This is a genomic window from Burkholderia thailandensis E264 (assembly GCF_000012365.1).
GTDB classification, from domain to species: Bacteria; Pseudomonadota; Gammaproteobacteria; order Burkholderiales; family Burkholderiaceae; genus Burkholderia; species Burkholderia thailandensis.
This window is the reverse complement of record NC_007651.1, coordinates 529,421-553,310: the sequence shown is the minus strand read 5'-3', so window position 1 is coordinate 553,310 and position 23,890 is coordinate 529,421. Positions and strand designations below refer to the sequence as shown.

At 67.8% G+C, this 23,890-nt stretch carries 22 protein-coding genes; 15 read left to right on the top strand and 7 right to left on the bottom strand.

What is annotated here, in order from left to right; all coding sequences use genetic code 11:
- Positions 1 to 108 precede the first annotated feature (108 nt).
- Together uvrA and BTH_RS14715 are read left to right on the top strand one after the other, a co-directional pair.
- A complete protein-coding gene (uvrA, locus tag BTH_RS14720; protein ID WP_009893033.1) occupies positions 109 to 2,976 on the top strand; it encodes an excinuclease ABC subunit UvrA in 2,868 nt (955 codons plus the stop codon).
- A 178-nt stretch (positions 2,977 to 3,154) separates the two neighbouring features.
- Complete coding sequence (locus tag BTH_RS14715; RefSeq protein ID WP_009893034.1) at positions 3,155 to 4,240, top strand: AI-2E family transporter; 1,086 nt, start codon at positions 3,155 to 3,157, stop codon at positions 4,238 to 4,240.
- Between the two features lie 239 nt (positions 4,241 to 4,479).
- Here BTH_RS14715 and purU read toward each other — a convergent pair whose 3' ends face one another.
- From purU to BTH_RS14690, 5 genes are all read right to left on the bottom strand, one after another.
- Positions 4,480 to 5,361: a formyltetrahydrofolate deformylase gene (purU, locus tag BTH_RS14710; protein WP_009893035.1), complete on the bottom strand. Its 882-nt coding sequence runs from the start codon at positions 5,359 to 5,361 to the stop codon at positions 4,480 to 4,482.
- Positions 5,362 to 5,415: 54 nt separating this feature from the next.
- Positions 5,416 to 6,267 (bottom strand): NUDIX hydrolase, encoded by an 852-nt coding sequence (locus BTH_RS14705; protein WP_009893037.1) that lies wholly within the window; start codon positions 6,265 to 6,267, stop codon positions 5,416 to 5,418.
- 10 nt (positions 6,268 to 6,277) lie between these two features.
- Positions 6,278 to 6,892 carry a LysE family translocator gene (locus tag BTH_RS14700; RefSeq protein WP_009893038.1) on the bottom strand — a complete coding sequence of 205 codons (615 nt, stop codon included), beginning with the start codon at positions 6,890 to 6,892 and terminating at the stop codon, positions 6,278 to 6,280.
- Positions 6,893 to 7,003: 111 nt separating this feature from the next.
- A complete protein-coding gene (locus BTH_RS14695) occupies positions 7,004 to 7,570 on the bottom strand; it encodes an adenine phosphoribosyltransferase (protein WP_009893039.1) in 567 nt (188 codons plus the stop codon).
- An 84-nt stretch (positions 7,571 to 7,654) separates the two neighbouring features.
- Positions 7,655 to 9,664: a monovalent cation:proton antiporter family protein gene (locus BTH_RS14690; RefSeq protein WP_009902790.1), complete on the bottom strand. Its 2,010-nt coding sequence runs from the start codon at positions 9,662 to 9,664 to the stop codon at positions 7,655 to 7,657.
- A 127-nt stretch (positions 9,665 to 9,791) separates the two neighbouring features.
- Here BTH_RS14690 and kdsD point away from each other — a divergent pair, with 127 nt between their 5' ends.
- The 11 genes from kdsD to BTH_RS14635 all read left to right on the top strand — a co-directional run bounded on the left by kdsD (position 9,792) and on the right by BTH_RS14635 (position 19,046).
- Complete coding sequence (kdsD, locus tag BTH_RS14685) at positions 9,792 to 10,775, top strand: arabinose 5-phosphate isomerase KdsD (protein ID WP_009893041.1); 984 nt, start codon at positions 9,792 to 9,794, stop codon at positions 10,773 to 10,775.
- Positions 10,775 to 11,314, top strand: a complete 540-nt coding sequence (locus tag BTH_RS14680; RefSeq protein WP_009893042.1) for a KdsC family phosphatase — start codon at positions 10,775 to 10,777, stop codon at positions 11,312 to 11,314. Before kdsD ends, BTH_RS14680 begins: the two co-directional genes overlap by 1 nt.
- Positions 11,315 to 11,318: 4 nt before the next feature.
- The gene (gene lptC, locus BTH_RS14675) at positions 11,319 to 11,933 is read left to right on the top strand and encodes an LPS export ABC transporter periplasmic protein LptC (RefSeq protein WP_009893044.1); all 615 of its coding nucleotides are present in this window, start codon (positions 11,319 to 11,321) and stop codon (positions 11,931 to 11,933) included.
- An 18-nt stretch (positions 11,934 to 11,951) separates the two neighbouring features.
- A complete protein-coding gene (lptA, locus tag BTH_RS14670; protein WP_009893045.1) occupies positions 11,952 to 12,617 on the top strand; it encodes a lipopolysaccharide transport periplasmic protein LptA in 666 nt (221 codons plus the stop codon).
- A complete protein-coding gene (gene lptB, locus BTH_RS14665) occupies positions 12,614 to 13,390 on the top strand; it encodes an LPS export ABC transporter ATP-binding protein (RefSeq protein WP_009893047.1) in 777 nt (258 codons plus the stop codon). Before lptA ends, lptB begins: the two co-directional genes overlap by 4 nt.
- Positions 13,391 to 13,560: 170 nt before the next feature.
- Complete coding sequence (locus BTH_RS14660) at positions 13,561 to 15,069, top strand: RNA polymerase factor sigma-54 (protein ID WP_009893048.1); 1,509 nt, start codon at positions 13,561 to 13,563, stop codon at positions 15,067 to 15,069.
- A gap of 149 nt (positions 15,070 to 15,218) precedes the next feature.
- Positions 15,219 to 15,578: a ribosome hibernation-promoting factor, HPF/YfiA family gene (gene hpf / locus BTH_RS14655; RefSeq protein ID WP_009893049.1), complete on the top strand. Its 360-nt coding sequence runs from the start codon at positions 15,219 to 15,221 to the stop codon at positions 15,576 to 15,578.
- Between the two features lie 232 nt (positions 15,579 to 15,810).
- The gene (locus BTH_RS14650; RefSeq protein WP_161654448.1) at positions 15,811 to 16,320 is read left to right on the top strand and encodes a PTS sugar transporter subunit IIA; all 510 of its coding nucleotides are present in this window, start codon (positions 15,811 to 15,813) and stop codon (positions 16,318 to 16,320) included.
- A 128-nt stretch (positions 16,321 to 16,448) separates the two neighbouring features.
- Positions 16,449 to 17,417: an HPr(Ser) kinase/phosphatase gene (hprK, locus tag BTH_RS14645; protein ID WP_004195225.1), complete on the top strand. Its 969-nt coding sequence runs from the start codon at positions 16,449 to 16,451 to the stop codon at positions 17,415 to 17,417.
- Between the two features lie 76 nt (positions 17,418 to 17,493).
- Complete coding sequence (gene rapZ / locus BTH_RS14640; RefSeq protein WP_009893058.1) at positions 17,494 to 18,387, top strand: RNase adapter RapZ; 894 nt, start codon at positions 17,494 to 17,496, stop codon at positions 18,385 to 18,387.
- A gap of 26 nt (positions 18,388 to 18,413) precedes the next feature.
- Positions 18,414 to 19,046: an LON peptidase substrate-binding domain-containing protein gene (locus tag BTH_RS14635; RefSeq protein WP_009893059.1), complete on the top strand. Its 633-nt coding sequence runs from the start codon at positions 18,414 to 18,416 to the stop codon at positions 19,044 to 19,046.
- 358 nt (positions 19,047 to 19,404) lie between these two features.
- On the opposite strand, the gene mutY is transcribed toward BTH_RS14635, so the two are convergent.
- Both mutY and mutM read right to left on the bottom strand, forming a co-directional pair.
- Positions 19,405 to 20,511 (bottom strand): A/G-specific adenine glycosylase, encoded by a 1,107-nt coding sequence (gene mutY / locus BTH_RS14630; RefSeq protein WP_009893061.1) that lies wholly within the window; start codon positions 20,509 to 20,511, stop codon positions 19,405 to 19,407.
- A 4-nt stretch (positions 20,512 to 20,515) separates the two neighbouring features.
- Entirely contained in the window at positions 20,516 to 21,346 is an 831-nt protein-coding gene (gene mutM / locus BTH_RS14625; RefSeq protein WP_009893062.1) for a bifunctional DNA-formamidopyrimidine glycosylase/DNA-(apurinic or apyrimidinic site) lyase, read from the bottom strand.
- 88 nt (positions 21,347 to 21,434) lie between these two features.
- Between mutM and BTH_RS14620 the strand changes: the two genes are divergently transcribed.
- A complete protein-coding gene (locus BTH_RS14620; protein WP_011401785.1) occupies positions 21,435 to 23,255 on the top strand; it encodes a tetratricopeptide repeat protein in 1,821 nt (606 codons plus the stop codon).
- Positions 23,252 to 23,884: a lipoprotein insertase outer membrane protein LolB gene (lolB, locus tag BTH_RS14615; RefSeq protein ID WP_025369611.1), complete on the top strand. Its 633-nt coding sequence runs from the start codon at positions 23,252 to 23,254 to the stop codon at positions 23,882 to 23,884. The genes BTH_RS14620 and lolB overlap by 4 nt, the downstream gene beginning before the upstream one ends.
- The last annotated feature ends 6 nt before the right edge of the window (positions 23,885 to 23,890 follow it).

Genomic DNA, 23,890 nt, shown 5'->3' with positions numbered 1-23,890 from the left:
CGCGAAAGCCCGCTGCCGGGGGCGCGGGAATTGGTTGGGAGCCTGAAACGACGGACTCGAAAAGTCGTTATAGTAGCAGGTTTGGTTCTCTCGTCTTCCGCCGGGTTCATGGAACAAATTCGTATCCGTGGGGCGCGCACCCACAACCTGAAGAACGTCAATCTCGACCTTCCGCGGCACAAGCTGATCGTGATTACCGGGCTGTCCGGCTCGGGCAAATCGTCGCTCGCGTTCGACACGCTGTACGCCGAAGGGCAGCGGCGCTACGTCGAAAGCCTGTCGGCGTACGCGCGCCAGTTCCTGCAGTTGATGGAGAAACCGGACGTCGACCTGATCGAGGGCCTGTCGCCCGCGATCTCGATCGAGCAGAAGGCGACGTCGCACAATCCGCGCTCGACGGTCGGCACCGTCACCGAAATCCACGACTACCTGCGGCTTTTGTACGCACGGGTCGGCACGCCGTACTGCCCGGATCACGAAATTCCGCTCGAGGCGCAAAGCGTGTCGCAGATGGTCGACGCGGCGCTCGCGCTGCCGGAGGAAACCAAGCTGATGATCCTCGCGCCCGTCGTCGCGAACCGCAAGGGCGAGCACGCGGAGCTGTTCGACGAGATGCAGGCGCAGGGCTTCGTGCGCTTTCGCGTGCGCTCGGGCGGCGGCGCGGCGAACGAAGGCGTCGCGAAGATCTACGAAGTCGATTCGCTGCCGAAGCTCAAGAAGAACGACAAGCACACGATCGACGTCGTCGTCGATCGCCTGAAGGTGCGCGCGGACATGAAGCAGCGGCTCGCCGAATCGTTCGAGACCGCGCTGCGCCTCGCCGATGGCCGCGCGATCGCGCTCGAGATGGATACGGACCGCGAACACCTGTTCAGCTCGAAGTTCGCGTGCCCGGTGTGCTCGTACTCGCTGCAGGAACTCGAGCCGCGCCTGTTCTCGTTCAACAACCCGATGGGCGCGTGCCCGGAATGCGACGGCCTCGGCCAGATCACGTTCTTCGATCCGAAGCGGGTCGTCGCGCACCCGTCGCTGTCGCTCGCCGCGGGCGCGGTGAAGGGCTGGGACCGGCGCAACCAGTTCTACTTCCAGATGCTGCAAAGCCTCGCGGCGTTCTACGATTTCGATATCGACACCGCGTTCGAGGATCTGCCCGAGAAGATCAGGAAGATCCTGCTGTACGGCTCCGGCAAGCAGACGATCCCGTTCTCGTACATCAACGAGCGCGGCCGCACGACGATCCGCGAGCACGTGTTCGAAGGGATCATCCCGAATCTCGAGCGCCGCTACCGCGAGACCGATTCGGCCGCCGTGCGCGAGGAGCTCGCGAAGTACCAGAACAACCAGCCGTGCCCGTCGTGCGACGGCACGCGCCTGCGCCGCGAGGCGCGCTTCGTGCGCGTCGGCCAGGGCGACTACGCGCGCGCGATCTACGAAGTGAGCGGCTGGCCGCTGCGCGACGCGCTCGGCTACTTCGACGGCTTGACGCTCGACGGCGCGAAGCGCGAGATCGCCGACAAGGTGATCAAGGAAATCGTCGCGCGGCTCACGTTCCTGAACAACGTCGGTCTCGACTACCTGTCGCTCGAGCGCAGCGCCGAGACGCTGTCGGGCGGCGAGGCGCAGCGCATCCGGCTCGCGTCGCAGATCGGCTCGGGCCTGACCGGCGTGATGTACGTGCTCGACGAGCCGTCGATCGGCCTGCACCAGCGCGACAACGATCGCCTGATCGGCACGCTCAAGCACCTGCGCGACCTCGGCAACTCGGTGATCGTCGTCGAGCACGACGAAGACATGATCCGCACGGCCGATTACGTCGTCGACATGGGCCCCGGCGCGGGCGAGCACGGCGGCGTGGTCGTCGCCGAAGGCACGCCGAAGCAGGTCCAGGCGAACGGCGATTCGCTCACGGGCCAGTATCTCGTCGGCAAGCGCACGATCGAATATCCGGACGAGCGGATCTCGCCCGATGCGCAGCGGATGCTGCGCATCGTCGACGCGCACGGCAACAACCTGAAGCACGTCGATCTCGATCTGCCGGTCGGCCTCTTGACCTGCATCACCGGCGTGTCGGGCTCCGGCAAGTCGACGCTCATCAACGACACGCTGTACAACGCGGTCGCGCGCCACCTGTACGGCTCGGCGACGGAACCCGCGCCGCACGAATCGATCGAGGGCCTCGAGCACTTCGACAAAGTCATCAACGTCGATCAATCGCCGATCGGCCGCACGCCGCGCTCGAATCCGGCCACCTACACGGGCCTGTTCACGCCGATCCGCGAGCTGTTCGCGGGCGTGCCCGCGTCGAAGGAGCGCGGCTACGATCCCGGCCGCTTCTCGTTCAACGTGAAGGGCGGGCGCTGCGAATCGTGCCAGGGCGACGGCGTGCTGAAGGTCGAGATGCACTTCCTGCCGGACGTCTACGTGCCGTGCGACGTGTGCCACGGCAAGCGCTACAACCGCGAGACGCTCGAGGTGCAGTACAAGGGCAAGAACATCAGCGAGGTGCTCGACATGACGGTCGAGCACGCGTACGAGTTCTTCAACGCGGTGCCCGTCGTCGCGCGCAAGCTGAAGACGCTGCTCGACGTCGGCCTGGGATACATCCGCCTCGGCCAGTCGGCGACGACGCTCTCGGGCGGCGAGGCGCAGCGCGTGAAGCTGTCGCTGGAGCTGTCCAAGCGCGACACGGGCCGCACGCTCTACATCCTCGACGAACCGACGACCGGCCTGCACTTCCACGACATCGCGCTCTTGCTCGAGGTGATCCACCGGCTGCGCGACCAGGGCAACACGGTCGTGATCATCGAGCACAACCTCGACGTGATCAAGACGGCCGACTGGGTGATCGACCTCGGGCCGGAAGGCGGCGCGGGTGGCGGCCAGATCATCGCGCAGGGCACGCCCGAGCAGGTCGCGAAAACGAAGGCGAGCTTCACCGGCAAGTACCTCGCGCCGCTCCTCAAGCGCAAAAAGTAAGTGGAATGCGGCCGCCCGGGCGAACGCGGGCGGCCGCCGCGGCCGATACGACGCCAAATTCTTCCTTACAACATCCTAATATTTCGGTCGATAATCGTTGCTATACTCGCGGCGATACAAGGTTACGCCCGCTTACGGCCACAAGCGCGCCGAGTAGCCTCCGAATACAGGGATAGTCATGGAGAAGCAATCTGAGCCGACGCGCGAGCCGCAAACGCGGGAACCGCACTTGCGCAGCGTCCGGCTGACGAGCGATTTCAGCCTGCCGAAGCTTTCGGCGATCGAGATCGGCAGCTACCTCCTCGCCCTCTTCGGCCTGTGGCTCGTCCTGCACCTGAAGCTGCTCGGCGGCCTCCTCGCCGGCCTCCTCGTCTATCAGCTCGTCCACATGATCGCGCCCGCGATCGAGCGCCACATGTCGAGCCAGCGCGCGCGCTGGGTCGCGGTCGTGCTGCTGTCGGCCGCGATCGTCGGCGGCCTCGCGGGCCTCACGATCGCGGTCATCGAGCATTTCGAGCATACGGTGCCGAACGCGCAGAACCTGCTCGGCCAGGTGATGCAGATCGTCGATCAGGCGCGCACGCGCACGCCCGAGTGGATCTCGAACCTGCTGCCCGTCGACGCCGAGCAGATGCGCGCGAAGGCGACCGGCCTGATGAACAAGCACATGGATCAGTTGCAGCAAGGCGGCAAGAGCGTCGCGCGCGGCTTCGGGCACGTGCTGTTCGGAATGATCATCGGCGCGATGATCGCGATCGGCGTCGATCGCCACAAGCTGCGCCAGCCGCTGTCGACCGCGCTCGTCGCGCGGATCTCGCGCTTCTCCGATTCGTTCCGCCGGATCGTGTTCGCGCAGATCAAGATCTCGGCGCTCAATGCGTTCTTCACGGCGCTTTACCTGCTCGTCGCGCTGCCGATCTTCCATCAGCGGCTGCCGCTGTCGAAGACGCTCGTGCTCGTCACGTTCATCGCGGGCCTGTTGCCCGTCGTCGGCAATTTGATCTCGAACACGCTGATCGTCGCGGTGTCGCTGTCGGTCAGCATGGGCACCGCGATCGCGTCGCTCGTGTTCCTCGTCGTGATCCACAAGCTCGAATACTTCCTGAATGCGAAGATCATCGGCGGCCAGATCGAATCGCGCGCGTGGGAGCTGCTGCTCGCGATGCTCGTGATGGAGGCCGCGTTCGGCGTGCCCGGCGTGATCGCCGCGCCGATTTTCTACGCATACGTGAAGCGCGAGCTGATCTACCTGCGGCTCATCTGAGCGGCACGCGCCGCGCGGCCGTTTCGGCGATGCACGCCAAGCATTGCGCCGCCTGCGCGATCGCGCGTTCGCACGTGCATCCTCGCGAACGCGCCGTTGCCAACCCCAAAAGAGAAGGCCGCGTCCGTCATCGGACGCGGCCTTCCTTTTGCCGTCGCGCGGCCGCATGCGCGGCCAGCCGCCAGCCATGCGCGTCGCGAGCCGGCCCGGCCAGCCGACGGAAAACGCGCGCGGCCGGCTTAGCGAAACACCACCGTCTTCGTGCCGTTCAGCACGATCCTGTGCTCGACGTGCCACTTGACCGCACGCGCGAGCGTCACGCATTCGACATCGCGGCCCACGGCCGTCAGCTCGTCCGGCGTCATGCTGTGATCGACGCGCTCGACTTCCTGCTCGATGATCGGGCCTTCGTCGAGGTCGGTCGTCACATAGTGCGCGGTCGCGCCGATCAGCTTCACGCCGCGGTCGAACGCCTGATAGTACGGCTTCGCACCCTTGAAGCTCGGCAGGAACGAGTGATGGATGTTGATCGCGCGCCCCGCGAGCCGCTCGCACATGTTCGGCGACAGGATCTGCATGTAGCGCGCGAGCACGACGAGATCGGCCGCATGCTCGTCGATCACCTCGAGCACGCGCGCTTCCTGCGCGGCCTTCGCGTCGGCCGACGCGCCCGCGGCGAGCGGGAAGTGGTGGAACGGAATGTCGTAGCTCGCGGCGAGCTGATAGAAGTCCTTGTGATTCGACACGATCGCCGGGATCTCGATCGGCAACTGGCCCGTGCGGTAGCGGAACAGCAGGTCGTTCAGGCAATGGCCGATCTTCGACACGAGGATCACGACGCGCGGCTTCACCGACGCGTCGTGCAGTTCCCAGCGCATCGCGAACTGCTCGGCGAGCGGCGCGAACTCCGCGCGCAGGCCGTCGAGCGCGGCCGCGGCATCGGCGGCGCCCGCCTGCTCGAAATGCACGCGCATGAAGAATTCGCCGGTGCGGCTGTCGCCGAACTGCGCCGAATCGAGGATGTTGCTGCCGCGCTCTAGCAAAAAGCCGGAGACCGCGTGAACGATGCCGCGCCGGTCCGGGCACGACAGTTTCAGGATAAAGCTGTGATCGGCCGACATGACCGCTACTCCCTTTTCAAATCTTCCGAACAATGCAATGCGTTCGCGTCGCGCTCAGCCAAGCGGCGGCGGCACGAACAGCGCGTCGATTCCCCGCGCGTCGTCGGGCGAAATCGCGCGGTGGCGCAACAGGCTGTCGAGCATCGCGAGACTCGCGTCGACGGTGGCTTCGCCCGCGCGCAGCCATGCGACGATCTCGTCGACGCCGGCGAGCAGGTGCTCGGCGACTTCGCCGTCCTGATTGTGTGGCGCGAAATCGCGCGGCAGCGGCAGATCGTAGACGAAGATCTGCTCGGCCTGCGTGCCTTCCGGCAACGAGCACAGCACGTGCGCGACGCGGCCGGGAATCGCGCGCGCGGCGAGCTCGGCCGGAATGCCCGCTTCTTCCCAGCATTCCTTCGCGATCGTGTCCTCGATTCCGAGCCCCCAACCGATACCGCCCGCGACGACGTTGTCGAGCATGCCCGGATCGGTAGCCTTCGTCGCGCTGCGGCGGCCGAGCCACATCGCGAGCGGCGCCGCAGGCGCATATTCTACGACGCCGTTCAGATGCACCGCGTACGTCATCGTACCGAAGAAGCGCGACGCGGCCCGCTCGATGTACGCGAGCGGCGGGTCGTCGAAGCGGTTGCGGATCGCGTAGATCTCGTCGCGCCAGCCGACGATCGCGCCTTCGGCCGCGAGCGCGCCGATCGGGCTCGCGAGCGCCATGCTGCGCGCATCGACGCTGTCGTAGCGCGCGGCGAGCTCGACGCGCCCCGCCGGAAACTCGAACACGTCGGGCCAGCGCGCGAGGCGCGCGACGTCGCCGCGGCGCAGCCAGCCCACCTGCCGGCCCGCGATCCAGAACGGCACGTGCGCGGCCGGTTCGAAGCGCCGCGCGGCGGCGATGCACGCAAACGTCATCGCGCCCTCCTCAGTCCTTCAGCGCGACGCGCAGGCCGAGCGCGACGAACGTCGCGCCCGCGAGGCGGTCGAGCCACACGCCGGCGCGCGGCCGGCGCTTGAGCCACACGCCGATCGCGCCCGCGCCGACGCCGAACACCGAGAACACCAGGGCCGTCTGCGCCATGAAGAGCGCGCCCAGTTCGAGCATCTGCAGCGCGACGGGCTGCGCGCCGTGCGGATCGACGAACTGCGGCAGGAACACGACGAAGAACAGCGTCACCTTCGGATTGAGCAGATTGCCGATCACGCTCTGGCGGAAGATCGTCGACAGCGGCTGCGGCGCGCGCTCGTGCGCGGTCGCGAGGCCCTTGCTGCGCAGCGCCTTGATGCCGATCCAGATCAGATACGCGCCGCCCGCGAGCTTGAGCAGATGGAACGCGACGGGCGACGAGCGCAGCAGCGCGGCCACGCCGAACGCGGCGAGCGTCGTATGGAACAGCACGCCCGACGCGAAGCCGAGCGCCGCGACGATGCCCGCCGCGCGGCCTTGCGAGATGCCGCGCGCGAGCACCTGCAGGTTGTCGGGGCCGGGCGCGACGGTGATCGCGATCGACGTCGCGAGAAACAGCATGAAGTTCGGCATCGTGAGCTCGCTTGAATCGGTGGACATCGGTGAACGAACGGGCCGCGCTCGGGCAAGCGCGGGATGAAACCGGCGCCGGGGATGTCCGGCGTGCGGGGCGGCGCGCCGCGCTCAGTGTCCGGCGAATTCGGTGACCGTATAGAGCGACAGGCCGGCCCCGCGCAGCAGCGCCGAGCCGCCGAGATCCGGCAAATCGACGATCGCCGCGCCTTCCACGACGACGGCGCCCAGCCGATCGAGCAGGTTCTTGCCCGCCATCATCGTGCCGCCCGTCGCGATCAGGTCGTCGACGATCACCACACGGTCGCCCGGCTTGCACGCGTCTTCGTGGATCTCGACGGTCGCGGTGCCGTATTCGAGCGCGTACGATTCGCGCTGCGTCTTGTACGGCAGCTTGCCGACCTTGCGGATCGGCACGAAGCCGACGGACAGCTCGTACGCGACGATGGGCGCGATGATGAAGCCGCGCGCGTCGAGGCCCGCGATGTAGTCGAGCTTCGCGTCGACATAGCGCTCGACGAACAGGTCGACGAGCACGCGCATCGCCTTCGCGCTTTGCAGGAGCGGCGTGATGTCGCGGAACATCACGCCCGGCTGCGGCCAGTTCGGCACCGTGCGGATGCGGCTGTGAATGAACTCGACGGGATCGAGCTGCGCGTCCGACGATGTGGACATCATGAAACTCTCCGAAAAAAACGGCGCCGGATGCCCGCACCGTTCGTCGATCGCTCGACGACTCAAAAAATCGGCGGCCGCGCGGCGTCACGCCGCCGCGGTCGATCCGCCTTCGCGGCGATGCCGCGACAGCCGCTCCTCCGCTTCCGCGAGCGCCTCGGGCAGCCCGCGCAGCACGACGATGTCGCTCGCGCGCAGCTTCGTCTCGGGGTCGGGTTCGACGCCGCGAATCCCGTGCCGGCGAATCGCCGTCACCTCGATGCCAAGGGCGAAAAGCCCCAGCTCGGCGAGCGAGCGGCCGACCGCGTCCGCGCGCGCGTCGACGGGCACCGATTGTAGCCGCACCTGCTCGTGGTCGTCGTCGTCCGCGTCGTCGGCGCCGCGGAAGTAGCCGCGCAGCAGGCTGTAGCGCTCGTCGCGCATTTCCTCGACGCGCCGCACGACGCGCCGCATCGGCACCCCCATCAGCACGAGCGTGTGCGACGCGAGCATCAGGCTGCCTTCGACGATCTCCGGAATCACTTCGGTCGCGCCCGCGGCGAGCAGCTTCTCGAGATCGGCGTCGTCGACTGTGCGCACGATCGCGGGCAGCGTCGGCTCGAGCTCGTGCACGTTGTGCAGCACGCGCAGCGCGGACGGCGTGTTCGCGTACGTGACGGCCACGGCCGCCGCGCGATGGATGCCCGCCGCGAGCAGCGATTCGCGGCGCGCGGCGTCGCCGAACACGACCGATTCGCCCGCCGCGGCGGCGGCCGTCACGCGGTCCGGGTCGAGGTCGAGCGCGACGTACGCGATCCCCTCCTGCTCGAGCATCCGCGCGAGGTTCTGCCCGGCGCGGCCGTAGCCGCAGACGATCACGTGGCCCTTCTGCTTGATGCTCTGCGTCGCGATCCGCGTCATCTGCAGCGACTGCTGCATCCATTCCGCGGCGGACAGCCGCATCACGATCCGGTCCGCGTTCTGGATCAGGAACGGCGCGGCGAGCATCGACAGCAGCATCGACGCGAGGATCGACTGCAACAGCGTCGCGTCGACGAGATGCCGGTCGAGAATCAGGTTCAGCAGCACGAAGCCGAATTCGCCCGCCTGCGCGAGCCCGAGCCCCGTGCGCATCGCGACGCCGGGCGTCGCGCCGAACGCGCGCGCGAGGCCCGTGATCATCACGCTCTTGAGCAGCACCTGGCCGACGAAGAACGCGAGCACGAGAAACGGATGCCGCCAGATCACGCTCGGATCGAGCAGCATGCCGGTCGTCACGAAGAACAGGCCGAGCAGCACGTCGCGAAACGGCTTGATGTCCTCCTCCACCTGATGCCGGTACGGCGTCTCGGAGATCAGCATCCCGGCGATGAACGCGCCGAGCGCGAGCGACAGGCCGAAGCGGTCGGTGATGAACGCGGCGCCGAGCGTGACGAGCAGCAGGTTCAGCACGAACAGCTCCTGCGAGCGCCGCCGCGCGACGACGTTCAGCCAGCGCGTCATGAAACGCTGGCCGACGATCAGGAGCAGCGCGAGCGCGACGACGATCTTCACGGCCGCGAACCCGAGCGACAACGCGAGATCCCTCGACGATTCGCCGCCGAACGCGGCGATCACGATGAGCAGCGGCACGACGGCAAGATCCTGGAACAGCAGCACGCCGAAGATGTTGCGGCCGTGCTCGGTCTCGATCTCGAGCCGCTCGGCGAGCATCTTCGAGACGATCGCGGTGGACGACATCGCGAGCGCGCCGCCGAGCGCGACGCTGCCTTCCCACGTGATGTGCATCCAGCGCTCGAAGAGCGCGCCCAGCACGAGCGCGATCGCGATCGTGCCGAGCACCTGCGCGAGCCCGAGCCCGAACACGAGCCGGCGCATCGCGCGCAGCTTCGACAGCGAGAACTCGAGGCCGATCGAGAACATCAGGAACACGACGCCGAACTCGGCGAGATGCTCGGCGCGCTCCAGGTCGGCGGCAAAGCCGAGCGCATGCGGGCCGACCACGATGCCGACCGTCAGATAGCCGAGCATCGGCGGCAGGTTCAGCGAACGGAACACGACGACGCCCGCCACCGAGGCAAGCAGCAGCAGAAGCGTCATTTCGAGCGGGGAAATCACGGGCGAAGCGTCCTCGTTCGTCGACGGCGCCGCAATGACGGACGCCGGGTTGGGCCGGGAGACTACTCGGAAAATTGGGCGCAAGGGGCCCGGCGCGGCGAACAAACGCCTTTGCTATACTCCGCGCATGATAGCGAAAATCAATGATGATCGGGCGCTCGCGCTCGCCCGCGACGTGCTCGACATCGAGGCGAGTGCCGTGCGCGCGCTCGCCGACCAGCTCGACGGCGAGTTCGTCGCCGCGGTCGGGCTGCTCTTGGAGTGCCGCGGACGCGTCGTCGTGTCCGGCATCGGCAAATCGGGGCACATCGCCCGCAAGATCGCCGCGACGCTCGCCAGCACCGGCACCCCCGCGTTTTTCGTTCATCCGGCCGAAGCCAGCCACGGCGACCTCGGCATGGTCACGAAGGACGACGTGTTCGTCGCGATCTCGAACTCCGGCGAATCGGAAGAGCTCGTCGCGATCCTGCCGCTCATCAAGCGGCTCGGCGCGAAGCTGATCGCGATGACGGGCCGCCCGGCGTCGAGCCTCGCGACGCTGTCCGACGTCCATCTGAACGCGGGCGTCGCGAAGGAAGCCTGCCCGCTGAACCTCGCGCCGACGGCGAGCACGACGGCCGCGCTCGCGCTCGGCGACGCGCTCGCCGTCGCGGTGCTCGACGCGCGCGGCTTCGGCTCCGACGATTTCGCGCGCTCGCACCCCGGCGGCGCGCTCGGCCGGCGCCTGCTCACGTACGTGCGCGACGTGATGCGCACGGGCGACGAAGTGCCCGCCGTGCCGCTCGGCGCGACGCTCTCCGACGCCCTCTTCCAGATCACAGCGAAGCGCATGGGCATGACGGCCGTCGTCGACGACGCGGGCCGCGTGGCCGGCATCTTCACCGACGGCGACCTGCGCCGCGTGCTCGAGCGCGACGGCGATTTCCGCCGGCTGCCGATCGTCGACGTGATGACGCGCAATCCGCGCACGATCGCGCCGGATCATCTCGCCGTCGAGGCGGTGGAACTGATGGAGCGCCACCGGATCAACCAGATGCTCGTCGTCGACGAGCATGGCGCGCTGATCGGCGCGCTCAACATGCACGATCTGTTCTCGAAGAAGGTGATTTGATGTCCGCGTCCCCTGTCACGGCGGCCGAGCGCGCGAGCCGCGTAAAGCTGATGATTTTCGACGTCGACGGCGTGCTGACCGACGGCGGCCTCCATTTCACCGCGGCGGGCGACGCGATGAAGTCGTTCAACACGCTCGACGGCCACGGCGTGAAGCTCCTCGGCGAAGCGGGCATCGCGACCGCGATCATCACCGGCCGCCGCTCGGAAGCGGTCGCCGCGCGCGCGAAGGAAATGCGCGTCGCGCACCTGCACCAGGGCGCCGAGAACAAGCTCGCCGTGTTCGGCGAGCTGCTGCGCACGCTCGGCCTCGAGCCCGGCGAGTGCGGCTACATGGGCGACGACTGGCCCGATCTCGCGGTGATGCTGCGTTGCGGCTTCGCGGCCGCGCCGGCGAACGCGCATCCGGACGTGATCGCGCGCGCGCACTGGGTCGCCGAGGCCCGCGGCGGCCAGGGCGCGGTGCGCGAAGTGTGCGACGCGATCCTGCGCGCGCAGCGCCGCTACGACGCGCTGCTCGCGGCCGCCTGCGGAGCCTGAGCGGATGGACGGCAAATTCCGGTTGACCTCGATGATCCCGCTCGCCGCGATGGCGGCGCTCGCGGGCGGCACGTACTGGCTGCTGCAGGCGACGCTGCCGCCGCCCGGCGAGGCGCTCGTGCGGCCGAAATCGCACACGCCCGACTACTTCGCGGACAATTTCTCCGTCACCGAGCTCGACCAGACGGGCTCGACCCAGTACCGGCTGACGGCCGCGGGCCTCGTCCACTACGAGGATGACGAGACGAGCGATCTGACGCAGCCGGCGCTGCGCGCCTTCCAGCCCGGCAAGCCGACCGTGACGGCCACCGCGAAACGCGGCACCGTGAACGGCGACGTGTCGATCGTCGATTTGTATGACGATGCGCGGATCCTGCGCGCGGCGGGCGCGGGCGACCCGCCGATGCAGGCGGATTCCCAGCATTTCCGGGTGCTGGTCAATGACGATGTGATCGAGACCGAAAAGCCGGTTAAACTTCAGCGCGGCCTGTCGATCGCGAACGCCGCCGCCGGGATGAAGTACAACAACGTCACCCGGGTCATCGAACTTTACGGCAACGTGCGCGGCACGATCGCCGCTTCCGACACGTCCGGCGGCGCTGCTGGCCAACCCAAGTAACTCACCACGCGGGACTGCATGAACGAATCGTTCCCCTGTTTATTTCCGAGCGGCGCACGCCGCGCCGTGCGCGCGATGGTCGCGGCGGCGCTCGTCGCGGCGCCGCTCGCGGGCGTCGCGCCCGCAGCTCACGCCGAAAAGGCCGATCGCGACAAGCCGATCAACGTCGAGGCGGACAACCTGACCTATGACGACCTGAAGCAGGTCACGGTCGCGACGGGCAACGTCGTCATCACGAAGGGCACGATCCTGATCAAGGGCGATCGCGTCGAAGTGCGCCAGGACCCGCAGGGCTACCAGTACGCGACGGCGACGGCCTCCGGCAAGAAACACGCGTCGTTCCGCCAGAAGCGCGAAGGCCTCGACGAATACATCGACGGCGATGCCGAGCGCATCGACTACGACGGCAAGCAGGATCTGACCACCCTCACGACGAACGCGACGGTGCGCCGCCTGCAGGGCCAGTCGACCGTGGCCGACACGGTCCACGGCAGCGTGATCACGTACGACGGCCAGCGCGACTTCTACACGGCGCGCGGCGGCAAGGACGTCGCCGGCCCGGGCAATCCGGGCGGCCGCGTGCGCGCGATGCTCACGCCGAAGAACGGCGGCCCGGCGCCGCTGTCCGGCAGCCCCGCGCAGCTCGCGCCGTCGAACAACATTCAGGGAGCCCCGAACCCGTGAACGCGCTCCCCAATCGCCAACCGGCCGGCACGTCGAGCTCGCTCGTCGTGCGCAACCTGAAGAAGCGCTATGGCTCGCGCACCGTCGTCAAGGACGTGTCGCTCGACGTGAAAAGCGGCGAGGTCGTCGGCCTGCTCGGTCCGAACGGCGCGGGCAAGACGACGTCGTTCTACATGATCGTCGGCCTCGTGCCGCTCGACGCGGGCGACATCTCGCTGAACGGCAGCCCGATCAGCCTGATGCCGATCCACAAGCGCGCGTCGCTCGGCCTGTCGTACCTGCCGCAGGAAGCGTCGGTGTTCCGCAAGCTGACCGTCGAGCAGAATGTGCGCGCGGTGCTCGAGCTGCAGCACGACGACAACGGCAAGCGGCTGGCGAAGAGCGAGATCGGCGCGCGCACGGAGGCGCTCCTCGAGGAGCTGCAGATCGCGCACCTGCGCGAGAACCCGGCGCTGTCGCTGTCGGGCGGCGAACGCCGCCGCGTCGAGATCGCGCGCGCGCTCGCGAGCAACCCGAGCTTCATCCTGCTCGACGAGCCGTTCGCGGGCGTCGATCCGATCGCGGTGCTCGAAATCCAGAAGATCGTGAAATTCCTGAAGCAGCGCAACATCGGCGTGCTGATCACCGATCACAACGTGCGCGAGACGCTCGGCATCTGCGATCACGCTTACATCATCAGCGACGGCTCGGTGCTCGCATCCGGCGCGCCGAAGGAAATCATCGAAAACGAAAGCGTGCGGCGCGTCTACCTCGGCGAGCACTTCCGCATGTAGGCGGCGCGGGACACGATCCCGCCGCCGCCTCCTTTCCCCGGCGCGATCCGCGCCGCCTCACCGCACGCCCGGTTCGCGCCGCGCGTGCGCGCCCCGCGCGCCGAGCGTCATCCCGAATGCCTCAACGCGCCGCCCTCGTGGCAAACTTCCGGTATGACTTCCCTTTTGCCATGAAAGCCAGTCTCCAACTTCGCCTGTCGCAGCATCTCGCGCTCACGCCCCAGCTTCAGCAATCGATCCGGCTGCTGCAGTTGTCGACGCTCGAACTGCAGCAGGAAGTCGCAACGGCGATCGCGCAGAACCCGCTGCTCGAGAACGACGACGACTGGATCGCGAGCCCCCTGCGCGTCGCGGCCGACGGCTCGGTGATCGCGCAGACGCCCGCGTCGTCCTCGCCCGAGCCGATGTCCGGCGCGTCGAACGGCACGACTGCGACGAATGAGCGCACCGAGCGCGACGAAACCGCCGGCGTCGACGAATACGACGGCTATTCGGCCGACGGCGGCGACGCGAGCCAGTGGAATCTCGACGACTTCGGCCGCTCCCCCGCCGCATCCGACGACGACGATCTGCCGCCGATGCAGATCCACGAAACCTCGACGTCGCTGCGCGATCATCTGATGGCGCAGTTGCGCGTCACGCAGGCGAGCCCGCGCGATCGCGCGCTCGTCACGTTCCTGATCGAATCGCTCGACGACGACGGCTACCTGAGCGCGTCGCTCGACGAAGTGCTCGCCGATCTGCCGGCGGAGCTCGAAGTCGACGTCGACGAACTGAACGCGGCGCTCGCGCTCGTGCACAGCTTCGATCCGGCGGGCGTCGGCGCGCGGTCCGCGTCCGAATGCCTGAAGCTGCAGTTGCTGCGGCTGGATCCGTCCCCGACGCGCACGCTCGCGCTCGATATCGTGTCGCAGCATCTCGAACTGCTTGCCGCGCGCGATTTCACGCGCCTGCGCAAGCAACTGAAGGCGACCGACGACGAGCTGCGCGACGCGCACGCGCTGATCCGCTCGCTCGAGCCGTTTCCCGGCGCGGCGTACGGCAAGGCCGAAGCCGATTACGTGGTGCCCGACATCATCGTGAAGAAGGCCGGCCAGAGCTGGCAGGCGGAACTCAATCCGGAAGTGGTGCCGAAGCTGCGTATCAACCATCTTTACGCGAACATCCTGCGCAACAGCCGGGGCGATCCGAGCGCGGGATCGCTGAAGCAGCAGCTTCAGGAAGCGCGCTGGCTGATCAAGAATATTCAGCAGCGGTTCGAGACGATCCTGCGGGTCGCGCAGGCGATTGTCGAACGTCAGAAGAATTTCTTCGCGCACGGCGAAATTGCGATGCGCCCCTTGGTTTTGCGGGAAATAGCTGATACGCTGGGCCTACACGAGTCGACTGTCTCCCGTGTGACAACCGGCAAGTACATGCTGACTCCGTTCGGCACACTTGAATTTAAGTACTTCTTCGGGTCGCACGTATCGACAGACACCGGAGGTGCCGCGTCGTCGACAGCGATCCGCGCCCTCATCAAACAACTGATAGGAGCCGAAGACCCCAAATCCCCTCTTTCGGACAGTCGCATAGCCGAGCTGCTAGCGGAACAAGGGTTCGTGGTCGCGCGCCGCACGGTTGCCAAATATCGCGAAGCCCTCAAGATCCCGGCGGTGAATCTGCGCAAGTCTCTGTAGCCCGTCGCCACGCGGCGGGCGTTTTCCGGCCGCCGCATCGTCGACGGCAAAGCCGGCCGACCGATGCCCGCTCACCGCGAGCATCGGCAACGAAATCGGCAGGCATGCCGCCTCTATGCGGAAGGTGGTCATTAGCTTGGAGAAGCACTATGAACCTGAAGATCAGTGGACACCATCTCGAAGTCACGCCTGCTATCCGCGAATACGTGATCACCAAGCTCGACAGGGTGCTACGCCATAGCGATCAGGTCATCGATGGCGCTGTGATCCTCACGGTCGACAATCACAAAGAGAAGGACAAGCGGCAAAAGGCGGAAATCACGCTGCATCTGAAGGGTAAGGATATCTTCGTCGAAAGCGCGAACGGCGATTTGTACGCGGCGATCGACCTGCTGATCGACAAGCTCGACCGCCAGGTGGTCAAGCACATGGAGCGTCTGCAGACGCACGCGCACGAGCCGATCAAGCATCAGCAGACCGCCGAACAGATCGAACTTCCGCCGCAATGATCGCGGCGCGACAGCGCCAGCCGAACCGCCCGCCTCGACGGGCGGTTTTTTATTGTGCAAATCGCCTCGGCGCGACGCGGATGCGCCGCGCGCCGCGCGATTCCCGACAGTTGTCGCGGTGCGCGGCGCCGTCTGCAGTGCTCTATAATGTTTCGGTTATTATCGGGGGCGACGAGCCGGTTTGCCGCGCTTCACAGGTTTCCGTCGCCTAACGCCGTCCTTTTTGACCGACATGGAAAATCAGTCCGCCGCGAGGAGACCCCAGGCCGCCCCTACGCCTGCCAACATGAATCGCCTAGCCAAAATCCTGCCTTTGGAGAACGTCGTCATCGGCCTCTCCGTCACCAGCAAGAAACGCGTCTTCGAACAAGCCGGCCTGATCTTCGAGAATCAGAACGGCATCGCCCGCAGCACCGTCACCGACAATCTGTTCGCACGCGAGCGTCTCGGTTCGACGGGCCTCGGCGAAGGCGTTGCCATTCCGCATGGCCGGATCAAGGGACTCAAGCACCCGCTCGCCGCATTCGTGCGGCTCGCCGAGCCGATCCCGTTCGAGGCGCCGGACGGCCAGCCCGTGTCGCTGCTGATCTTCCTGCTCGTGCCCGAGCAGGCGACGCAGGCGCACCTCGAAATCCTTTCCGAAATCGCCCAGTTGCTGTCCGATCGCGACACGCGCGAGCGCCTGCATACCGAGCCGGATCGCGACGAGTTGCATCGACTCCTGACTCAGTGGCAACCTTAAGCTGATCGGGGCGGTTCGTTCCCCATTGCGTCGCGGCCCGCGCCGCCGAGCCGAGCCGCCCGCCGCCGGGCCGGCGCCGCAACCGCCGTTGCAGCGTCAGGGCGCCGGCTCCTTGGAGTGACGGACTCATGGATACGTCCAGCATCAACGCCCAGAGCATCTTCGACGACAACGCAGCCATGCTGAAGCTCAGCTGGCTGACGGGGCATGAAGGCTGGGAACGCGGTTTTTCCGCCGATACGGTCGCGAACGCGACGTCGAGCGCCGACCTCGTCGGCCACCTGAACCTGATCCACCCGAACCGGATCCAGGTGCTCGGCGAAGCCGAAATCGACTACTACCAGCGCCAGACCGACGAAGACCGCTCGCGCCACATGGCCGAACTGATCGCGCTCGAGCCGCCGTTTCTCGTCGTCGCGGGCGGCGCCGCCGCGCCGCCCGAGCTCGTCCTGCGCTGCACGCGCTCGTCGACGCCGCTGTTCACGACGCCGATGTCGGCCGCCGCTGTGATCGACAGCCTGCGCCTGTACATGTCGCGCATCCTCGCGCCGCGCGCGACGCTGCACGGCGTGTTCCTCGACATCCTCGGCATGGGCGTGCTGCTGACGGGCGATTCGGGCCTCGGCAAGAGCGAGCTCGGCCTCGAGCTGATCAGCCGCGGCCACGGGCTTGTCGCCGACGACGCGGTCGACTTCGTCCGACTTGGCCCCGATTTCGTCGAGGGGCGCTGCCCGCCGCTTCTGCAGAACCTGCTCGAAGTGCGCGGCCTGGGCCTCCTCGACATCAAGACGATCTTCGGCGAAACCGCGGTGCGCCGGAAGATGAAGCTCAAGCTGATCGTCCAGCTCGTGCGCCGGCCCGACGGCGAGTTCCAGCGGCTGCCGCTCGAAAGCCAGACGGTCGACGTGCTCGGCCTGCCGATCAGCAAGGTGACGATCCAGGTCGCGGCGGGCCGCAACCTCGCGGTGCTCGTCGAGGCGGCGGTGCGCAACACGATCCTGCAGCTGCGCGGCATCGACACGCTGCGCGACTTCATGGACCGCCAGCGCCTCGCGATGCAGGACCCGGACAGCCAGTTCCCCGGCAAGCTCGTGTAACCCGCGCCGGCTTCGCGCGTGCCACGCTCGCGCAACGAGCCGGTGCTATGATGAAACGTCAGGATTTCCTCTTTCCATGCGCATTGTCCTCATCACCGGCATCTCCGGCTCCGGCAAGTCCGTCGCACTGAACGCGCTCGAGGATGCGGGCTACTATTGCGTCGACAACCTGCCGCCGCACGTGCTGCCCGAACTCGCCCGCCACCTCGCGAACGAAGGCCAGAACCGGCTCGCCGTCGCGATCGACGCGCGCTCGAGCGCGTCGCTCGACGAGATGCCGGGCCTCATCCGCGCGCTGTCGCGCGAGCACGACGTGCGCGTGCTGTTCCTGAACGCGAGCACGCAGTCGCTGATCCAGCGCTTCTCCGAGACGCGCCGCCGCCATCCGCTGTCGGGCTCGCCGTCGCACGACGCGGACGTCGGCCTTCTCGTATCGCTCGAAGAGGCGATCGAGCGCGAGCGCGACCTCGTCGCGCCGCTCGCCGAATTCGGCCATCAGATCGACACGAGCAATCTGCGCGCGAACGTGCTGCGCACGTGGGTCAAGCGCTTCATCGAGCAGAAGAACGACGATCTCGTGCTGATGTTCGAATCGTTCGGCTTCAAACGCGGCGTGCCGCTCGACGCCGATTTCATGTTCGACGTCCGCGCGCTGCCGAACCCGTATTACGACCACGAGCTGCGGCCGCTCACCGGGCTCGACCAGCCGGTCGTCGCGTTTCTCGACGCGCTGCCCGTCGTCCATCAGATGCTCGGCGACATCGAGTCGTTTCTCATCAAGTGGCTGCCGCATTTCCGCGAGGACAACCGCAGCTACCTGACGGTCGCGATCGGCTGCACGGGCGGCCAGCACCGGTCGGTGTTCCTCGCGGAGACGCTCGCCGCGCGTCTGTCGCGGCAGGCCAACGTGATCGTGCGGCATCGTGACGCGCCCGTCGCCGTGGACGCGTCGTCGCGGCTCGTGACCTAGCGCCGCTCACCTCTTCCGGGCCCGCCATGTCCTCTCTGTCGACCACGCTCATCGATTTGCCGCTCTTCCCGCTGCACACGGTGCTGTTCCCTGGAGGGCTGCTGCCGCTGAAAGTCTTCGAGGCGCGCTATCTGGACATGGCGCGCTCGTGCATGCGCGACGAAGCGCCGTTCGGCGTGTGCCTGCTGAAGAGCGGCCCTGAAGTCGCTCAGGAAGGCGAAGTATCGGTACCCGAGACGATCGGCTGCATGGCGCGGATCGTCGAATGCGATACCGGTGAATTCGGCATGCTGTTCCTGCGCACGATCGGCACGCAACGCTTCGAGCTGCTGTCGCATCGAGTCGAGGCGAACGGCCTGCTCGTCGGCATCGCGGAGCCGATGCAGGACGACATTCCGCTCGAAGGCGACGACGCGCTCGCGCAGTTCGGCGCATGCGCGGAGGCGCTCGAACGGATCGTCGAAGTGCTGCGCAAATCCGACGCCGAACTGCCGTTCGCGGAGCCTTTCCGCTTCGACGACCCGACGTGGGTATCGAACCGGCTCGCCGAAGTGTTGCCGCTCGATCTGCGCGCGCGGCAGAAGCTGATGGAATTCCCCGATGTCGGCGCGCGAATCGACGCGGTTCATCGGGAATTGAACCGCCACGGGTGGTTGTAGGCGCGCGGCGCCGCGGCGATTGTCGAGGCTCGCGGCAAGGCGGTCGACTGCGTGCGAGGTTCCCGGCGCATGCGTCGGACATCGGATGCCGAGTCCGGAGCGCCGAATCTTGAGTTCCGGATCGCGAACATCGAGCCGCGCTCGGCGCTGAAGCGCGAGCGGCGCGATCCGCGCGTCCGCGCCCGATGTTCCGGGCAATCGCCCCGGACAGAGCCACATCGCGGAAACCGGTCGACCGCTATCCGCCGTCCCTTTCCGCGCGCCGCCGCTAAACGCCGCACGCGCTCGCGGCGCGCCGTGCCGCACATGCGGCGCCATCCGCTTGCGTCCCCGCGCCCGCGTGCCGCGCCTGCCGCACTTACAGCAACGCCCCGCTCAACCCGTCGAGCAATTTGCGCACGGGCGCGGGCACGCCGTACGCATCGAGCTTGTCGAGCGAAACCCATGCGGTCTCGTCGTCGGCCGCCGGCGACACGCCGCCCGCCGCGCCGTCGAGATCGGCGAGCCGCGGCTCGATCTCGAGCTTGAAGTGCGTGAACGTATGCGTGAGCGACGCGAGCGGCACGAGCGACACGCCGCCGAATTCGCGCGCGCGCCGCGCGAGCGCCATGTCGCCGTCCGCTTCGGGCAGGCTCCACAGGCCGCCCCAGATGCCCGCGGGCGGGCGCCGCTGCAACAGCACCGCGTCGCCGTCGCGCAGCACGAGCATCCACGTGCGGCGCGTCGGCACCGCCTTCTTCGGGCGCGCGGCGGGCAATTCGCGCTGCCGGCCGCTGCGCTCGGCGACGCAATCGCCCGCGAACGGGCAGCGCGCGCAATCGGGCTTGCCGCGCACGCAAAGCGTCGCGCCGAGGTCCATCAGCCCCTGCGTGTACGCGGTGACGTCGGCCTGCCCGGCCGCGTCGGGCAACAACGCCTCGGCGAGCGCCCACATCTCGTTCTCGACGCGCTTCTCGCCAGGGAAGCCTTCGACGCCGAACACGCGCGCGAGCACCCGCTTCACGTTGCCGTCGAGGATCGTCGCGCGCGCGCCGAACGCGAACGACGCGATCGCCGCGGCAGTCGACCGGCCGATGCCCGGCAGCTCGGCGAGCGCTTCCGGCGCCGCCGGAAACGCGCCGCCGTGCCGCTCGACGACCGCCTGCGCGCAGCGGTGCAGGTTGCGCGCGCGCGAGTAGTAGCCGAGCCCGGCCCAGAGCGCCATCACGTCGTCGATCGGCGCCGCCGCGAGCGCGGCGACGTCCGGATAGCGCTCGAGAAAGCGCACGTAGTACGGCACGACGGTCGACACCTGCGTCTGCTGCAGCATGATCTCCGACAGCCAGATCCGGTACGGATCGCGGGTGTTCTGCCACGGCAGGTCGTGGCGGCCGTGCTTGCGCTGCCACGCGATCAGCGTCGGCGCGAAGGCCGCGTGAAGCGGCGTGATGACGGGCGGCGCGGAAGGAATGCGAGGCGGTTTCAAGTTCTTAACGCTGACAGTTTGGACAGTAATAGGTGGATCGCTGACCCTGAACGATCTGGCGGATCGGCGCGCCGCAAACGCGGCACGGCTCGCCCGCGCGATCGTAAACGAAGCAGTCGAGCTGGAAATAGCCGCTCTCGCCGTTGCTGCCGACGAAGTCGCGCAGCGTGCTGCCGCCGCGCTCGATCGCGTCGGCGAGCGTCGCGCGCACCGCGTCGGCGAGCCGCTCGTAGCGCGGCAGCGATACCCGCCCCGCCGCCGTGGTCGGCCGGATGCCCGCGCGAAAGAGGCTCTCGGACGCATAGATGTTGCCGACGCCGACGACGATGTCGCCCGCGAGCAGCGCCTGCTTGACGGACACCGTGCGCCCGCGCGTGCGCTTGAAGAGGAGCGCGCCCGAGAACGCGGCCGAGAACGGCTCGACGCCCAGGCTCGCGAGAAGCGGATGCGCACGCACGTCGCCCGCGTCGCGCGGATGCCAGAGCACCGCGCCGAAGCGGCGCGGATCGCGAAAGCGCAGCACGAATTCGTCGAAAACCCAGTCGACGTGATCGTGCTTGGCCGGCGCGGGCGGCGGCGCGTCGTTCGGCAGCACGCGCAGCGTGCCCGTCATGCCGAGATGGACGATGAACCATCCGGCGTCGACTTCGAACAGCAGGTACTTGCCGCGCCGCTCGACGCCCAGCACCTCGCGCGACCTGAGCATCTCGGCGAAATCCGCGGGCACGGGCCAGCGCAGCATGGCGGTGCGCACGTCGACGCGCTCGACGCGCCGCCCGGCGACGAACGGCTCGATGCCTCGGCGCGTAACCTCGACTTCCGGCAACTCTGGCATGGTTTACGGGTCTCTATCTGGCTAATGGCGATGGTGCGCGTATTGTAGCGAGCGCGTTACAATCGGCTGAAACATTGAACGGATTTCCATGACCTTGCCCTCGAAGCTGTCCCAGAAGCGCCTTGCCGCCGCGCGCGGCCCGCGCGCCGTTCCGGTGCGCCGCGCGATCGGCGCCGCGCTCGTCGCGGCGTGGGCGCTCGCCGCGTTTCCCGCTCACGCGCAAAACGACGCAGGCGACGACGCCCCTCAGACCGCGTTCGCGTCGATGCTGCCGGAAGAGCAGAAGGATCTGCCGAACGTCGCGCTGACGAGCCAGATCGTCTACCAGGTGCTCGCGGCCGAGGTCGCGCTGCAACGCAATCTTCCGGCGCCCGCGTACCAGACCTATCTCGCGCTCGCGCGCGACACGCGCGACCCGCGGATGGCCCAGCGGGCAACCGAGATTGCGCTCGCCGCGCAGAGCCCGGCGGACGCGCTGACGGCCGCGAATCTGTGGCGCGAATATTCGCCGGACTCGCAGCGCGCCGCGCAGGTCGACGCCGCGCTCCTCGTGCTCGGCGGCAAGCCGGCCGAGGCGCAGCCGATGCTCGCGCAGGAGCTCGCGCGCGCGACGGGCGACAATCGCGGCCAGGCGATCATCGCGCTGCAGGCGCTGCTCGCGCGCGGGCCGAACCGCGTCGGCGGCCTGACGGTGCTCCAGGATCTGCTGAAGAACGACATGAACCGGCCGGAGGCGCGGCTCGCGATCGCGCGCCAGCAACTCGCGACCGACGACAAGGACGGCGCGACGCAATCGCTGAAGGAAGCGCTGCGCATCAAGCCCGATTATCTGCCGGCGGCGCTGATGCTGTCGCAGATGGGTCCGGGCGAGCGCGCGGCCGGGATTGCGTCGTTCGAGAAGTTCGTCCAGCAGAATCCGAAGTCGCGCGACGGCCGCCTCGCGCTCGCGCAACTGTATCTCGCCGACGATCGCCTCGACGACGCGCAGAAGCAGTTCGACGCGATGCGCCGCAACGATTCGAGCGACCCGACGCCGCTGATGGCGATCGCGCTCATCAAGATCCAGCAGAAGCACCTCGACGACGCGACCACGTACCTCAAGCAATACGTGAAGGTCGCGCAGAAGAAGCCGGGGGCGGACGTCGGCCAGGCGTACGTGTATCTCGCGCAGATCGCGCTCGACCAGAACAACGAGGCGCTCGCCGCGCAATGGCTCGACAAGGTCGACGAATCGAGCCAGCAATACGTGCCCGCGCAGGTCACGCGCGCGCAGCTGCTGCAAAAGCAGGGCAAGACCGACGAAGCGCGCAAGCTGCTCGCGAACCTGCAGGTGTCCGATCCGCACGACGCCGCGGTGATCGCGCGCACCGACGCTTCGATCCTCTTCGCGTCGAGGCGCTACAAGGAGGCCGCGGACCGGCTCGCGCAGGCGGTCGAGGATTTCCCGGACGATCCCGACCTGCGCTACGACTACGCGATGGCGTGCGAGAAGATCGGCCAATACACGACGATGGAGCAGCAGTTGCGCCTGCTGATGCGCGCGCAGCCGGACAATCCGCAGGCCTACAACGCGCTCGGCTATTCGCTCGCCGATCGCAACCTGCGCCTGCAGGAAGCAAGCAAGCTGATCGAGAAGGCGAACTCGCTCGCACCGAACGACGCGTTCATCATGGACAGCCTCGGCTGGGTCAAGTACCGCCTCGGCGACACGGCGGGCGCGGCGACGATCCTCAAACGCGCTTACGACCTGCAGCCGAACGCGGAAATCGGCGCGCATCTCGGCGAAGTGCTGTGGAAAAGCGGCTCGCGCGACGAAGCGCGCGCCGCATGGCGCGCCGCGCAGAAGCTCGAGCCCGATAACGACACGCTCGTGCAGACGCTCAAGCGCTTTCAGGTGAACGGACTGTGATGACGATGCCGCGCTTTGCCTGGCCGCATGCGCGCACCGCGCGCCGCGTCGCCTTCGCAGCCGCAGCCGCAGCCGCCGTCGCGCTCGCCGGCTGCGCGACGCAGCCGCAGCGCGCGCCCATCGCCGCGCCGAGCGCGCTGCAGACCGAGCAGAATCGCGCGTACACAGGCCGCTTCGCGGTCCAGTACCACGATCAGCTCGGCAATCCGCGCAACGTCTACGGCAATTTCGATTGGCAGGAGCAAGGCACGAACGTGTCGCTCGAGCTGCGCAGCCCGCTCGGCCAGACGCTCGCGATCGTGAAGTCGGCGCCGGACGGCGCGTCGCTCGAACTGCCGAACCGTCAACCGCAATTCGCGCCCGACGTCGGCGAGCTGATGCAGCGCTCGCTTGGCTTCGCACTGCCCCTCGACGGCCTGCGCTACTGGCTGCTGCCGACGCCGTCGCCCGCGACGCCCGCGACGACGGTGCGCGATCCGCAGGACGGCGCGCGAATCAAGGAGATCCGCCAGGACGGCTGGACCATCGATTACGTCGCGTACGCCGATGCGCCCGCCGCCGCCGTGAAACGCGTCAACCTGGTGCGGCAGACGCCGCCCCTCGACATCAAGCTTGTGCTCGACCGCTGAGCACGC